This is a genomic window from Winogradskyella psychrotolerans, assembly GCF_018860545.1.
GTDB lineage: Bacteria > Bacteroidota > Bacteroidia > Flavobacteriales > Flavobacteriaceae > Winogradskyella > Winogradskyella psychrotolerans_A.
This window is the reverse complement of sequence record NZ_JAHKPN010000039.1, coordinates 56,361-71,814: the sequence shown is the minus strand read 5'-3', so window position 1 is coordinate 71,814 and position 15,454 is coordinate 56,361. Positions and strand designations below refer to the sequence as shown.

The 15,454-nt window shown below is 34.3% G+C and carries 7 protein-coding genes; 1 reads left to right on the top strand and 6 read right to left on the bottom strand.

Annotated elements, in window-relative coordinates; translation table 11 throughout:
- Positions 1-106: 106 nt before the first annotated feature.
- From KO515_RS12860 to KO515_RS12835, 6 genes are all read right to left on the bottom strand, one after another.
- Positions 107-1,690 (bottom strand): glycoside hydrolase family 16 protein, encoded by a 1,584-nt coding sequence (locus tag KO515_RS12860; protein ID WP_215936744.1) that lies wholly within the window; start codon positions 1,688-1,690, stop codon positions 107-109.
- A gap of 21 nt (positions 1,691-1,711) precedes the next feature.
- Positions 1,712-3,799: a PKD domain-containing protein gene (locus KO515_RS12855; RefSeq protein WP_215936743.1), complete on the bottom strand. Its 2,088-nt coding sequence runs from the start codon at positions 3,797-3,799 to the stop codon at positions 1,712-1,714.
- 12 nt (positions 3,800-3,811) lie between these two features.
- Positions 3,812-5,311, bottom strand: a complete 1,500-nt coding sequence (locus KO515_RS12850; RefSeq protein ID WP_215936742.1) for a RagB/SusD family nutrient uptake outer membrane protein — start codon at positions 5,309-5,311, stop codon at positions 3,812-3,814.
- Positions 5,312-5,331: 20 nt separating this feature from the next.
- The gene (locus KO515_RS12845) at positions 5,332-8,481 is read right to left on the bottom strand and encodes a SusC/RagA family TonB-linked outer membrane protein (protein WP_215936741.1); all 3,150 of its coding nucleotides are present in this window, start codon (positions 8,479-8,481) and stop codon (positions 5,332-5,334) included.
- Between the two features lie 247 nt (positions 8,482-8,728).
- Positions 8,729-11,533: a helix-turn-helix and ligand-binding sensor domain-containing protein gene (locus KO515_RS12840; RefSeq protein WP_215936740.1), complete on the bottom strand. Its 2,805-nt coding sequence runs from the start codon at positions 11,531-11,533 to the stop codon at positions 8,729-8,731.
- 313 nt (positions 11,534-11,846) lie between these two features.
- Complete coding sequence (locus KO515_RS12835) at positions 11,847-13,661, bottom strand: sodium:solute symporter family protein (protein ID WP_215936739.1); 1,815 nt, start codon at positions 13,659-13,661, stop codon at positions 11,847-11,849.
- A 572-nt stretch (positions 13,662-14,233) separates the two neighbouring features.
- Between KO515_RS12835 and KO515_RS12830 the strand changes: the two genes are divergently transcribed.
- Complete coding sequence (locus KO515_RS12830) at positions 14,234-15,448, top strand: site-specific integrase (RefSeq protein WP_215936738.1); 1,215 nt, start codon at positions 14,234-14,236, stop codon at positions 15,446-15,448.
- Positions 15,449-15,454 lie beyond the last annotated feature (6 nt).

Here is a 15,454-nt window from a genome sequence, read left to right as displayed (position 1 = left end):
ATCTCATACACTTGTCCGAATAGTATGCTAATGAGATTTTTAAAAGGCCGAACTATTAGTCCGACCTTAAAAAAACAACTAATTCAAACAAATATCTATTCTTTTATTATTGATATACTCTGATATAATCTACTTCCATTGAATCTTCTGTAAAATCTGGATCAACGGTTCCACCTAAAGTTCCACCCATAGCGACATTCATTATGAAAAAGAAATCAGCGTTAAAAGGAAAATCAGCATTGTTAGATAAAGTTACCAATGGCACTTCATCTACCGTAATACTAATTGAAGCGTCATTCCATTCAATAGCATAAACATGGAATTCAGTAGACGTATTTTCAACATCCATTGTTTCCCCATAGCTAGCCGCTGCATTTGTTCCGCTATCGAACCAATGGAACGTTCCTAAGGTTCTGCTCTTATCATCACCAACTTGCTCCATAATATCCATTTCACCACAAGTAGGCCATCCAACTGTACTATGATTAGCTCCTAACATCCAAAGTGCTGGCCATGTACCTTCAGCAGCAGGAAGCTTCGCTCTAATTTCTACTAAACCATAAGTAAATTCCTGAAGTCCTTCAGTTTTAATTCGTGCTGATGAATAGCCTCCGTTCCCAGTCGCTTTAGCTGTTATTTTTAAAACACCATCTTCTACAATGACATTCTCTTCATTACTTGTATAGTTTTGCAACTCTTGATTTCCCCAACCACTAGTACCAGTTCCTAAGTCATACGTCCAATTGGCTGGATCAGGTGCACCGTCAGTATCAAATTCATCTGCCCAAACTAATTCATAATCCTCACCAACTTCTTCTTCAGAAGTTAAAATGACAAACCAAGCGTTCGTATCAGATCCTATGATTTTCAACATCATTTCTGTAGTTGATCTTTCTAAAATTTGGTAACTGTGATCACCACCTACATAAAACCCTAAATAGCCTTTATCTGCAAAATTTAAAGTTTCTTGTCCTCCAGGAGCTGTTAACGTCCATGTATCATCAAAATTAGCTAATGGGTAATTTTCATACTCCCCACCTGGATTTGCTGTCCATTCTATTCCAAAATCTTGATCCATAGGACCACTTTGTCCAAAAGCAGTATCATTAGTAATATAGCTAACGGTTCCATCAGAATTAAAAATAATTCGGTCATCATAGACTCCTAAACCTACTTTATCGTAAGGAGGAGCATCCCACCAATCTGCAGATTCAGAATCCGCTGGACCCACGCCAAAGTGACCAGCACTTTCAGATTTAACTCTCCATGTTTTTGAACCATCACCATATAACATCTCGGTTAAATCTGCAGGAGGTGCATAATCTGCAAACACCTCTACATCAATTGTTGTAGATGTTGAATTACCGGCAGTACCAACTGCGATCACCGTTACAGTATACGTATGGATACCTTGTGTTGTAAAACTAATAGATGTTGTTCCTAAAGGAGCAAGCTCTTCACTTCCATCATTAGAAAACTTATAGGTAATTGCATTATCTGCAGATGCAGTAAAATTAACAACACCTGTACCATCACCATAAGGATTGTCTGTATCTTGACCTACTATCTCTGCCGAAACTTGTAAATTCGTTGGAGCTGTAATATCTCCAAATTCGTACTCTTCTTCATCACAACTTACTATAAAAGCAAGTGATAGGAAAAAAAGCATTACATATTTTAAATTTTTCATGTTCTTCATGTTTTTCTTTTATTAAATTTTCACAAGTTTATATTGCCAATATACTCCGTCACCTACATCAACCATAACACTAATGGTGTCATTATCAATAAAGGCAATATCATAAACTATAGATGCTGGCGCGTCTAGCGGATCGGTTAGTTCTGTACCATTTACAGCTTTTGCTAAACCTATATAAGCACCAACTCCATTTAAAGTAAGTGTACCCGCTCCTAAATCTAGATCAAAGGTTGCTGTTCCTGAACCATCATGTGGAGCTACTGGTGCACCACAAGCATCACCACCTCCTTGCCAAGGCTCTACCCAAGTTTCAGATCCTAACACATTAGAAAAAGAACCATCTGTTCCAAAAACATATTGGTCGTCATAATAACATGCTCTAGATGTTACACAACTATCATCACAATTCCACCAAGAATTATCTCCAGGCGCTGGTCCCACTCCTAGTGAACCTGAATCTGTTGACATTTGCCATGTTCCTGCCAATGGTGACGTCGCTGCAGCTCCATCTTTTATGAAATTATACTGCCAATAAACACCATCTCCAACATCAATAGATACATACATTTCAGTATCAAAATTTGACAATGTTACATTGTATGTCACTGATGTTGGTGTATCTGCAATATTTGCAAGTTCACCATCATTTACAGCTTTAGGAATTCCTAAAAAGGCTCCAAGACCATTTAAAGTTACTGTCCCAGAACTCTCATCATATACATAGGTTGCTGGGTTAGAACCATCATGTGGCGCTACAGGAGTACCACATCCATTTCCTCCACCTTGCCATGCTTCAACCCAAGTTTCTCCGCCTAAAACATTACTAAATGAACCATCTTCATTAAAAATATATTCATCATCATAGTAACAAGCTCTATCAGAAATACAACCTGCATCACAATTCCACCAAGAATTATCACCATCTGCAGGCCCTACCCCTAATGATCCAGCGACTTGAGATAATTTCCATGTTCCAACGATTCCTGTTGGTGCATCTGAAGGCGATTTATAGAAATATAAATTATCTACAAAAATGGTTCCTTCTGCAGGATCACCATCAAATTTGAACTGAATGATATTACTAAAATCAACTAACGGATTTTGGTCTGTGAAATATGACAATGGAATATCGAAAGATGTCCATTCTTGAGCGGTTAAATCTAAATCGTAAGCGGCTTCATTAGGACCAGAACTTATAGGCGATAATTTCGCATCGTTCTCATCTGCTGTCCATACGTCAACGTGAATATATTCCATTTGAGACACATCAATTGGTGTTCCTGAAAAATCTATCCCTTGATAATTTAAATTTGTGTATTGAAGCATCTCATCACCACTTAAATCAAATAAGTTATATGTTGTTGCTTGTCCCCAATTTGGATAGAAATCAACTCCAGAAATATCGGTGTAAGCTCCACTAAAAATCGATACTACATCACCTTCTGCTCTATAGGGCTGATCTGGTGCAGATACCAACGGCTGTACAATCTCAGTAACTTCAAAGTCTGCAATAACAACTTCAGTAGTTTCTATCGCTGCTCCCATGGCAACAACTGTAATTGTATACAGCCCTGCATTTTCATAAATATGAGAAACCGATTCTCCAATATTCCCAACGACCAATTCACTTCCATCTCCATAATCTACTGAAAAACTTATAGCATTATCTGCTGATGCTGTCACATTAACTTGCTTAGATACTGCGGCATCGTTTTCGGCAGTGGCTACCATATTTTCAGGAGGATTAAATGACACAACTAAATCTTGAGTCAGTTCTGTTTCTAAACCTGTTGGCCCTAATGCCACAACAACGACGCTATAAGTGCCTTCGGCATACGTATGAGTTGTATTTTCACCTTGAGATAAACTAGCAGGCTCTACCGTATCATCACCATAGAAAATATTAAACCCTACGGCTCCTTGTGCGGTTGGTGTAATAGTAACCAAACCGGTATTATCTTGTGTAACTTCAAATAATGCTGAGACATCAGTAGGAGCCACTGCTGAATCTACAAAATCTGTATTGCTATCATCTTTATCACAACTATTGACTAGAAATAATATAAGACATAAACTAAATATATATTTTACTGCTTTCATATAATTATTTTTTTAATATCCTTCATTTTGAGACAAACCAGAAATCTCTATCTCTCTCTGAGGAATTGGAAAAAGTCCATTTGTTGCCGAATTATAACCTAAACTACCTAAAACACTATTCACTTGTCCGGTTCTCACTAAATCGAAAAAGCGATCACCTTCCATTCCTAACTCCAAGCGTCTTTCATCCCAGATTGCTTGAACTGTAGCTGTAACTCTATGATCTTCATCACCAAATGCTCTATCACGTACGCTATCTAAATAAGCTTGTGCTAAAGATTGGTTGACTGAAGACGCTCTTAAATTTGCTTCTGCTGCCATTAACAATACTTCTGAATAACGGATAGTACGTTGATTGTTTTCGTAATTCAATTCAACTTGTCCGCTCGTTTCTCCTTTTCTTGGTAAATACTTTTTATTATATAAACCTGTATTTTTATATGGAGCTTCTTGATAAGTTACATTTAAACTAGGGTTATTATTTGCATAAGCCTCTACATCGAACGTTGTAGCGTCTTTTCTCTGATCACCATCTTCGTAAGCTGCTGCTAAATCTTGAGTAGGTAAGTTGGTACTCCATCCTGAATTAAAAGGCATGTCTGCCGTACCATTAAATCCTCTTACACCACATTGCTGTACTGCATAATTTCCTTGACCTCTAGTTTGACCTCCCCAATTATAATACGGCTGTCCATTAGAATATTGAACTTCATAAACTGATTCTGAGCCGTTTTCACCTGCTAGTAAAAAGATATCATCAAAATTATCTACTAAGCTAAAAGGACCATCTACTACACTTTGTAGAACAGGAACTGCTTCATCAAATTTTTCTTGATATAAATATACTTTTCCCAATAAAGCTTGAGCAGCATATTTTGTAATTCTACCTTGTTGAGATTGCGCTGTTGGAAGAACACTAATAGCTTGAAGTAAATCTATTTCGATTTGCGCATAAACATCTTCTTTAGGTGATCGTTGTAAAGTTCCAAAATCAGAAAGTCCTAATTTATGATCCGTAAACAGCACCACATCACCAAACATTTTTACTAAATTAAAATAGTAAAAAGCTCTTAAAAAGTGAACCTCTCCATAAAGCGCTTCTTTACCATCAAAATCTACAGCATTACCTAAAAGGTTAACATCTTTATAATCTATGAGGTAATTTGTTCTATTAACTCCTTCATAAGCAGATAACCACAAATCTTCTATGGTACTATTATTAGTTAATATGTTATAATCATCTACTTGTTGAAGTGCTACTACATCAGAAGCATTTTCACCACCAGCTACAGCATTATCTGAAGCAACATCTCCAAGAACTATAACTTGATTTAACCATTGTGTAGGTGTATAACAACTTACTGCCATGGTTTGGTAATCTGATTCCGTTTGTAAATAATCGATTTCAGTTACTTCATACTCATCGTGCGGATCAAAATCAACCACATCTGAACAACCCATAAAGATTGAAAGTATGATGATAAATCCTATACTATTTTTAATATTTTTCATACTAATTTATTTTTTTGATGTTAAAATTTAAGGTCTAAACCAACTAAGAATGTTCTTGCTTGTGGATAAGCACCTCTATCGATACCTGTATCTAAAATACCTCCTGCAATTTCTGGGTCATAACCAGTATATTCAGTAAGCGTTAATAAATTTTTAGCCTGAGCATAAACACGTACTTTACTAAAGAATGTACTCATACTTTCAGGTAGTGTATACCCTAAAATCAAACTTTTAATTTTTATAAAACTTCCATCTTCAACATATCTGTCAGATGGTCTAATGTTACTATTTGTATCAGCAAAAGTATAACGTGGACTGTTGGCATCGTTTGTAGAGCCTTCACCTGTCCATCTATTTAAAATACTTCTATCTTTATTAGTAAACTGCGCATTACGTTCATAAGCCTTGTAAATATCGTTACCTACAGATGCATACGTGAACATACTTAAATCAAAGTTTTTGTATTCAAGACCTAAATTCCAACCAATAGTAAATGTTGGGAATGGATCTCCAATATCTGTTTTATCGTCATCATCAATTACTCCATCTCCGTTAGTATCTACAAATCGAATATCTCCTGGTAGCGCACCTGCTTGTGTTGCATGGGCATCAATTTCATCTTGATTTTGAAATAAACCATCCGTTTCATAACCGTAGAAATACCCTGGCGTGAAGCCTTTTTCAAAACGTGTAGCATCTTGAGATTGTCCATTAAAATAAGTACCTCCCGCAACAAAGGCAGTACCATCACTGTTTGTCTCAGTAACTTCGTTTTTAGATGTTGTAAACGTGAACGACGTATTAAATTTAAAATCTTCTGTAATTGAATTTCTATACCCCAACGTTAAGTCAATACCTTTACTCTCTGTACTACCAATATTTGATGTTACAGGCTCTGAAGTACCAGCATAAAGCGGTGGAGCATCAGTGAATAATAAACCTTCAACAGATTTATTAAAATAATCGAACGTAAGTGACAACGTACTATTAAAAAGGTTGGTATCAAACCCTATATTATATTGTGTCTGTTCCTCCCAACTTAAAGTGGTATTATTAAATGAGTTTACAGTAGCACCTGAAACGAATTCACTTCCAAATGTATACCCATTACTATTCGCTGTAGAGTTATAACTTGGACCACCAACTGTAATACTAACATACTGGGGATCTACATTTTCATTACCCACGGTACCATAACTACCTCTTACCTTTAAGAAATCAATAGCATCAACATCGAAAAAATCTTCGTTACTGACTACCCAACCTAAAGAACCTGCATAAAAATTAGCAAACTTGTTGTCGTCACCGAATGCGATTGAACCATCTCGTCTTGCAGAGAATGACGCTAAATACTTACCTTCAAAATCGTAATTAACTCTACTAAAGTAAGATACATTTCTACGCTCTAAGTTTTGGTAACTATAACCGGTGTATGCATTTAAATTGAGTTCCGTGTTTATACCTGTAGCAGCACTTACATCAGCCCATGCCCAAGAATTATCTCTAACATCTTGTCTTGTAGCACCAAAGCCATACCCTGTAGATTTACTTGTAGATATACCTAACACGACATCGAAAAAATGTTGGTCTTTTAGGTTAAACCCATAACTCGCAAATGTTTCAAAAGTGTAATTAAAGTTAGAGACTGTACTTTCTGAAACACTATTATGAAATGAAGGAATAATACTTGTTGTTCCGTCACCATTATCAACTTCCTGTGTTTTTACAGATCCATCAGAATTATAATCACTAGATACATTATTAGGTCCGTAATACGCTAAAGGAGAAAAACTCTTACTAACCTGATCCCATTTTGTATAACCAAAACGCGAGGTTACTTTTAGGTTATCTAAGATATCATATTGTAATTCAAACTTACCATATAACTTATTTCCGTTATTTTCATTGTATGTATTCTCTAATTGCTGAACAGGATTAAATATCTCTGACAATAATAAATTACTGTATCCGTATGTTGCAAAATCATTTGGATCTGTATTATATGGAGATACCGTTGGATCAAAATTTATAGCATTACCAAGAATAGAGTTAAAAGAATTCTCCGCTACTGTTTTACTTTTAATATTAGCATAACTCGCATTCAATATAAATTTCAATTTAGAGGTTAACTGAAAATCAATATTTGCTGTAAAATTTAATCTATTAAAGTTAGATTTATCATCACCACCTACAATACCACCTTGACTTAAATAACCAGTAGATAAAAAGTAACCTAATTTTTCTGTACCACCTCTAGCTGAAAGTGAATATGACGTTAATTTAGCATCTTTGAAGACCTCATCTTGCCAGTCTGTTCCTTCTCCTAAAGTTGAAAGATTTGGAAATATAATTTCACCGCCAGATGTTACACTACCTTCATTAATTATTGCAGCATATTCTGACGCGTTTAAGAGTCCAATTTTTCTATCAACCGACTGAAAACCTGTATAGGTATTAAATGAAAATTCTGTCTTTTCATTTTTCCTACCTCCTTTAGTCGTCACTACAATAACACCATTACCACCTTTTACACCGTAAATAGCAGTCGATGCCGCATCCTTTAATATACTTAACGATTGAATGTCTGCTGAATTGATAGAATTTAAATCATCCAAACTTTGAGGCACACCATCAATGATAACCACAGGATCCGTTCCAGTAAATGAAGGAATACCACGTACTAATACCGTTGGCTTACTACCAGGAGAACCACTTTGAATCACCGAAACCCCAGAAGCACTACCTTGAAGCGCTTCTTCAACCCTTGTAGGCTTCAAATTTTCAATAGATTCAGATTTTACGGTAGAAATAGCACCAGAAACATTAGTAACCTTTTGCGTACCGTAACCAATCACAACAACCTCACTCAATGACTCTGCATCATCAACCAACGCAATAGTCAGCGGGTCATTATTAACAATAGTAATCTCTTGCGTTACAAAACCAATATAAGAAACAACAACTACAGAATTTAACGGTACGTCCAATAACGTAAACTCGCCATCAAAATTTGTTGAAGCTCCTTTAGATGTGTTTTTAAGGATTACATTCACACCTGGCAAGGGTTGTCCTGAAGAAGCTTCAGTAACCGTTCCAGTAACATCTACATTTTGCCCAAACACTGCCATTGTAAAGATGAAGGAAATGAGCGTTAAAAGTTTTATTTTCATAATTTATTTATTAGATATGTAATATTAGAAAATAAAAATTATGAATTCGACAAAACAGGCTATACAAAAAACATACAACACAATTTTAATCGCCTAAAATTATCAATACATCATTGAATAGCCCTTTATTTTATGTAATTCTAGTAATTAACTTTAACTTAACAAATTGCTCACAGCTAGTTAATAAAGTCTTAAAAACAGGCTTTGTATAGGTAATGTATAGGTAGAAATATGAAATGTATAGGAGCTACAGATCAATAATATAGTTGGATAAACTCTGATCATGGTCTAAGCCCATTTTTTTACGCAAACGATAGCGCTTTACTTCAACACTCTTATGTGAAATATTAAGAAGAGGAGCGATTTCTTTAGATGAAAGATTAAGCCTTAAGTAAGCACATAGTCTTAGATCATTTGGAGTAATAGTAGGATGAATTGATTTTATTTTCTTCATAAAATCTTTGTCGACATTATTGAAAGCTTCTTCAAACAACTCCCAATCATTAGTATCATTTATACTCGAATTTATAAGCTTAACAACCTTCCCAACTTCATTTAGTGATTTGCTCTTTGATAATTCACCTTTAATACTGTTCAACAATTCATTTCGCTTCACTAGGTTCATTGTCGCCATACCAAGCTCCCTGTTTTTGTTCTCGATATTTTGCTGTAAATTCTTATTCTTAATCTGAATTAACTGACGTTGATTTTCTAATTGCTCTAACTTTAACTGTCTTTCCTTATTTTCTAGAAGCTTTTGTTGTTGTTTTTTATAATGTTTCTTATTAAAATAATACAAGACATAAATAAAAAGTAGCGCCAAAACAAAATAAGATATTATCGCCAACGGTTTAAGATACCATGGCTTTTCAATCGTAAAACTATAAGACAGTACATTATTAGATATAATACCATCGGTCTTTGCTCTTGCCTCAAATGTGTAATCACCATGAGGTAAATTTTTAAAAATAACTTCTGAATTCACCGACCAATTGCTCCAATAATCATAAATACCTATCAATTTATATTGATAAGTAGAAGCAGAAAGCTTACTGAAATTAGTGACACTGTATTTAAACTGAATGTTGTTACTCTTATTTTTGAAAATATCAGGCTTAAGCAAATCTAATGGCTCCAGCTCATCTGGATGCCTCCCATAGTCCACACTATTTAAATTAATATCTAGTGCTTTTTGCTCTATCTTATTCAAATCGATAATTAGATACCCTTCAGTTGTACCAATAAGATAGTTGTTATTAGATAATTCATTTATATTCTCGAATCCTGATTTCGTTTTACGCACCTCACTAGAAATAGCTATAGCATTAACTTTTGGCACACTAGATAATTTTCCCGGCTCTATATAAATAATAGAATCATCAGAGAAACCCCAAAGTTTTTTTCCGCGAAAATCATTAATCAACCGACCTGAAACGTATTTTTCACCACTAAGCAACCCACTTAAAACCGTGTCTTTTATAAACGAATAACTTTGAGCGTCGTAACTAAAAACCCCTTCCTTATAACTATATAATATTTCATTATTATAAGTTGTAATACTAGATTTCTTCCCTTTACTTACAGGCAATTTCTTATAATCTACAATCCTACGATAACTCGTATCAATCTTAATTTTATAGAGTCCTTTATGCTCATGATTCACCAGCAATTCATGTGGATTTATAAATTCAAAATACCTTGAAGAGATATTAAAACCTTCAATTTTATTTCTATATTTCCAAGTATCACCAATACGTTCTAAAATATTTAAACCTTTATAATTTCCTTGAATTAAAAGATCAGGAAACCCTTCAATGTCTTTAACAACCCAAGTACCTATTTCACTCGAAATTTCTTCTACATTCGTTTCATTAATGATAAACGTCCCTTTATCATGTCCGCAAAACAAAGCCCCTTTTACAACCGCCAAACTCCACACCTGACCTTTTGTACCTTCAATAAAACTAAAAGTATCGTTAGTATCTAAACGCTTATAAAACAAACCTTGATTGGTCCCTAGATAAAGAAATTCTTCTGTACTTGCTGAAGCATATACGGTTCCCAAGTCCCCTTGTTTGTCCGTGTAAACCTTAAAAGGTGAATTTAAATTAATAACATTTATACCATTATCTAATCCTAACCAAATATTTCCAAAATTATCATCCATTATAGACAATACCGTATTATTACTTAAGCCATAGGATTGATTAATTTTTAATAGAGCTTTTCCTTTTTTATCGATATGAATAATACCATTAGCAATAGTACCTAATACGAAACTATCATCATTTAACCTTGCACTACTATAAATGCTTAAGTCTAATAAGGAACGATTCAAATCTTGATTCCAAGACTCAAGGTCTCCATCAATTAAACTGAAAAAACCGTTTTCTCTTGTTAATAACAACAACCCCGAATCCGATTCGAAAATATTGACCAATTCCTTGTTTTTAATAGCTTCTTCCGAAGTTAATAACACTTGCCCGCCATTTTCTATTTTATAAATACCCTGATTTGTTTTTTGGAAATAAATAGTTCCATTGACATTAAACATTTTATTAATTCTAAAATCTGAATTAATAATATCAAAACGATCCTCTCTAATATTATAGATGTAAATTCTTTCAAATGATTGAAACAACACATATCCTTCAATAGCAATAATGCCCCAAAAATCCTCATCTTCTTTTACCGAAAGCTTTTGATTATCGCTTAAAGACGAATACACTAATCTCCCTTGATTATTTTTAGTCCAATAGCCAAAATCCATATAACCACCAGTATAGATTTTATCTTCAACCACTCTTACAGATCTCAGAATACCAACATTTGGAGAATTATAGAGTGTCCAGGACGCGCCATTATATTCTAACAAGCCTTCATTATTAGCAACATAGATATAATCGTTATCCGATTGGTCAATTGCCCAATTTTGGTCCTCTGCACCGTAATCTTGTGGGGTAAATATTTGAATAGGTGGAATCTCCTGAGCCTTTATCGTTAATGTAAAAACGACTACTAAAACGCAAAAAATACTTTTAATTAAATTCATTTAAATTGCTATCTACAGAAGATGATTTTGTTCTGATAATAAAATCAAAGTTAACATATGTTAAGGCTCTAATATACTTAAATAAACGTATGAAGCAATATTTGTATAGGTAAAAATCAAGACTGTATAGCGCGATTTTTACGCATTACGAACCCAGACAACTTAAGTATAATAGTGCACACAATGATAAGCATTTTACTTTTTGATATTTAGACCAAATTCCACATGGTAAAACGTATAGTTAAGAAAAACACTCATAGAACATAGACGAACCATTTTCTATGCATATTACAAAGTCATCTTTTTAGAGACGTTATAAAATTGTCGTTTTTATTCTTTTCCAAGTTTGTTTCAGTAACAATCCCGCAACTAATGCAACTATCGTTAAGGCAATAGCATAAGTATAATCACCATAAATCCAATAGCCTGTAGCAAACATGCAACTGTAAATTAATACACAGCCTAAGAGCATCGCTAGAATTCCCGAAGGCACACTCCAACTTTCATCTGTCGTTATTATCTGAATATTTTCGGCCTCTGCTTCTCGTACTACCTTTTTCCAACCGGGTCCTCCAGGCTGTATTTTTTTATAAAAGCTTTGTAACACCTCTTTACTTTCAGGTTGTGTCATATAAGTAGCGAGCAACCATATCACTGTGGTCACTAGAACCACAAAGGGATATTCCCAATAATCTTCAAAAACTCCTGTTTCTGGAGCAAACAAATACGTACCTAAAGGAGTTAATTTTAATAGTATTGAAATAATTCCTGACGCAAACATCGCTGTAATCTCACTCCACGCATTAATCCTCCACCAAAACCAACGCAGTATAAAGATAAGTCCTGTCCCCGCACCAAAAACTAATAATAGATCAAACAACTGAAGCGCATTTTGCAACAATAATGCCAACACCGCACTAAAAACCATTAGAACAACTGTAGATATTCTTCCAACGGCTACTAATCTTTTTTCTGATGCCTTAGGATTTATTTGTTGCTTATAAAAATCGTAAACAATATAAGATGACCCCCAATTTAATTGCGTTGAAATAGTGCTCATATAAGCCGCTATTAATGATGCTAATACTAAACCAAGTAAACCACTTGGCAATTTTGTTAACATTGCTGAATATGCTAAATCATGCCCTAATTTGTCATCTGCTATATTTGGAAAAGCCTCTTGTATACTCGCCAAATCTGGAAACACTACCAATGATGCCAATGCTACTAAAATCCATGGCCAAGGCCGTAAAGCATAGTGCATAATATTAAAGAAAAATGTCGCTCCTATGGCATGATTCTCGTCTTTAGCTGCAAGCATCCGTTGCGCTATATAACCGCCTCCACCTGGTTCAGACCCAGGATACCAGGAACTCCACCATTGCACAGCTAATGGTATAATAAATAAAGTAATTAGCGCATTGGTATTACTAAAATCGGGCAAAATGGAAAGCTTATCGACTACATTCTCATTTACCAATATAGCTTCAATACCACCAACCTCAGGAAGGTTTACTAAATAATAGGCAGCACCAATAGCACCTCCCATTGCCAAAAAGAACAATATAAAATCGGTATAAACGACACCTTTAAAGCCTCCAAGCGCACTAAATATAACGGTTATAAGTCCTGCACTAATTACAGTTTGCCAAGGCTCTAACCCTAACATAATACCACCAATTTTTATAGCAGCAAGCGTAACTGCAGACATGGTTATAACATTAAAAATCACCCCTAAATAAATGGCTCTAAACTTTCTTAAAAAACGAGCTGGTTTCCCCCCGTATCTAAACTCGTAAAACTCAATATCTGTGTTCACATTAGATTTCCGCCATAGTTTAGCGTACACAAAAACGGTAAGCAAACCCGTAATTAAAAATGCCCACCATACCCAGTTTCCGGATACACCATTAGTTCTTACAATATCGGTCACTAAGTTTGGAGTGTCAGTAGAGAATGTTGTAGCTACCATAGAAACTCCTAATAACCACCAAGGCATTGTTTTACCTGACAAGAAAAACTCAGATGAATTCTTGCCCGCTTTCTTTGACACGTAGACACCAATCGATAAGGTTATAGTAAAAAAAGTTATTATTAAGATATAATCTAGTGTACTTAATGATACCATAGCTCCTGCTTTAGTTTTAGGATTAAAAAATAATGGGAAAAATTAATTAAAAAAACGCTTTTAAATACGATTAACCGATATATTTTTAATTAAAACAAAAAAGTCTTTATCTAAAGCTGAAGAATCTTCCAATTTATAATGAGAAATAACTTTGTGGAATCCTTTTTCAAGCTATTGAGAGCTGCTTAATCTGAAAAGTAAATTGCTTTCTTGGTTTAATTATTACCAAAAAACGAGCTTTTAGTTTTTGTTTTAAACCAAAAAAGCCGAAAACTTTCGTTTTCGGCTTTTCATCTGTACTGAAGACGGGACTTGAACCCGTACGTCCTAATGGACATTGGATTTTAAGTCCACTTATACACACATCAAAAAACAATAAACTACCTCATTACCAATTAGTTAAACCGTTATCAATTTTATTTAATATCGATTAATATCAAGTAGAACTAACAAATGTTGTACCTATGTTGTACCTGTAATCAGCAATAAAATCGGTATATTTACTATTGTAAAAAGCAAAATGTTGTACCCGTTTTGCACTCTTCGTCATTTTTTAATGAATTTATTGTACCATGACCTCAAATGCAAAAATAGTTTTAAGAAAAAAACAGAATAAACAAGGTTTGTATCCTTTGGCAATTCGAATTACGAAAAACAGACGCTCTACCTATCACTATCTAGGACATTATATAGATCTGAAATATTGGGATGAAAAAGATATTCGTGTAAAAAAATCGCACCCAAATGCAGCCAACCTGAATAATCTATTGGTTAAAAAATTATCAGAGGCTAATAAAACACTGATGAATTTGCAAGCTGAAAAACAAGATATATCAATAAATCGTATTAAGGATAAATTATACAAAGACTCAAATGGCTCAACCTTTTTTGAAATTGCAAAAGTTTTTTTAGCTGAACTTGAAGCCAATAAAAAATTAGCTCGATTTTACTCAGATAAAGTAAGAGTAAATCATGTGTTGAATTTCTCAAAATCGAATCAGCTTTCCTTTCAAGAAATTGATGAAAAGTTTTTAAGGAATTTTAAAACTCATTTAAAAACCAAACATGGCTTATCTGAAAGATCAATAGTGAATAACCTTGTTGTCATAAGAACCATATACAACAGAGCTATCAAATTAGGAATTGTCGATAGAAAATTATACCCATTCGGGTCGGGTGGAATTCAAATTAAATTTCCTGAAAGTCAAAAATCCGGATTAAATAAGGACGAACTTATTGCTTTAGAACGTGTTGAAGGTTTGACCGAAAACGAAATTCATGCACGAAACATTTGGCTTTTCAGTTTCTATCTTGCCGGAATAAGAGTAGCTGACGTACTCAAAATTAGGTGGTCTGATATTTCTGATAATAGACTTAACTATCGAATGAATAAAAACTCAAAATTATTATCATTAAAGATTCCTGAGAAAGCTCTTCCTATTTTAGAACACTACTCAATACATAAACAAGACGATACTGATTTTATTTTTCCAGAGATGAAAACGATTAACATTAAATCGTCAAAGGATGTCTTTAGAAAGATTAACGCGGCTACAACAATGTTAAATAAGTATTTAGCAAGAGTTGCAGAAAAAGCTAAAATAAATAAGAAAGTCACCATGCATATTGCTCGCCATAGCTTTGGCACTATATCTGAGGATAAAATCCCTATTAAGATGCTTCAAAAACTTTATCGTCATTCTTCAATAACCACAACTATTAATTATCAAGCCAACTTTATGCATAGAGATGCTGACGACGCCTTGGATAGCGTAATAAACTTTTGAGATCTA

What these genes read in the sequence shown, in the direction of transcription:
- KO515_RS12850 (WP_215936742.1), bottom strand. Translation starts at nt 5,311, where the DNA reads ATGAAAAATATTAAAAATAGTATAGGATTTATCATCATACTTTCAATC.
- KO515_RS12845 (WP_215936741.1), bottom strand. Translation starts at nt 8,481, where the DNA reads ATGAAAATAAAACTTTTAACGCTCATTTCCTTCATCTTTACAATGGCA.
- KO515_RS12840 (WP_215936740.1), bottom strand. Translation starts at nt 11,533, where the DNA reads ATGAATTTAATTAAAAGTATTTTTTGCGTTTTAGTAGTCGTTTTTACA.
- KO515_RS12860 (WP_215936744.1), bottom strand. Translation starts at nt 1,690, where the DNA reads ATGAAAAATTTAAAATATGTAATGCTTTTTTTCCTATCACTTGCTTTT.
- KO515_RS12855 (WP_215936743.1), bottom strand. Translation starts at nt 3,799, where the DNA reads ATGAAAGCAGTAAAATATATATTTAGTTTATGTCTTATATTATTTCTA.
- KO515_RS12835 (WP_215936739.1), bottom strand. Translation starts at nt 13,661, where the DNA reads ATGGTATCATTAAGTACACTAGATTATATCTTAATAATAACTTTTTTT.
- KO515_RS12830 (WP_215936738.1), top strand. Translation starts at nt 14,234, where the DNA reads ATGACCTCAAATGCAAAAATAGTTTTAAGAAAAAAACAGAATAAACAA.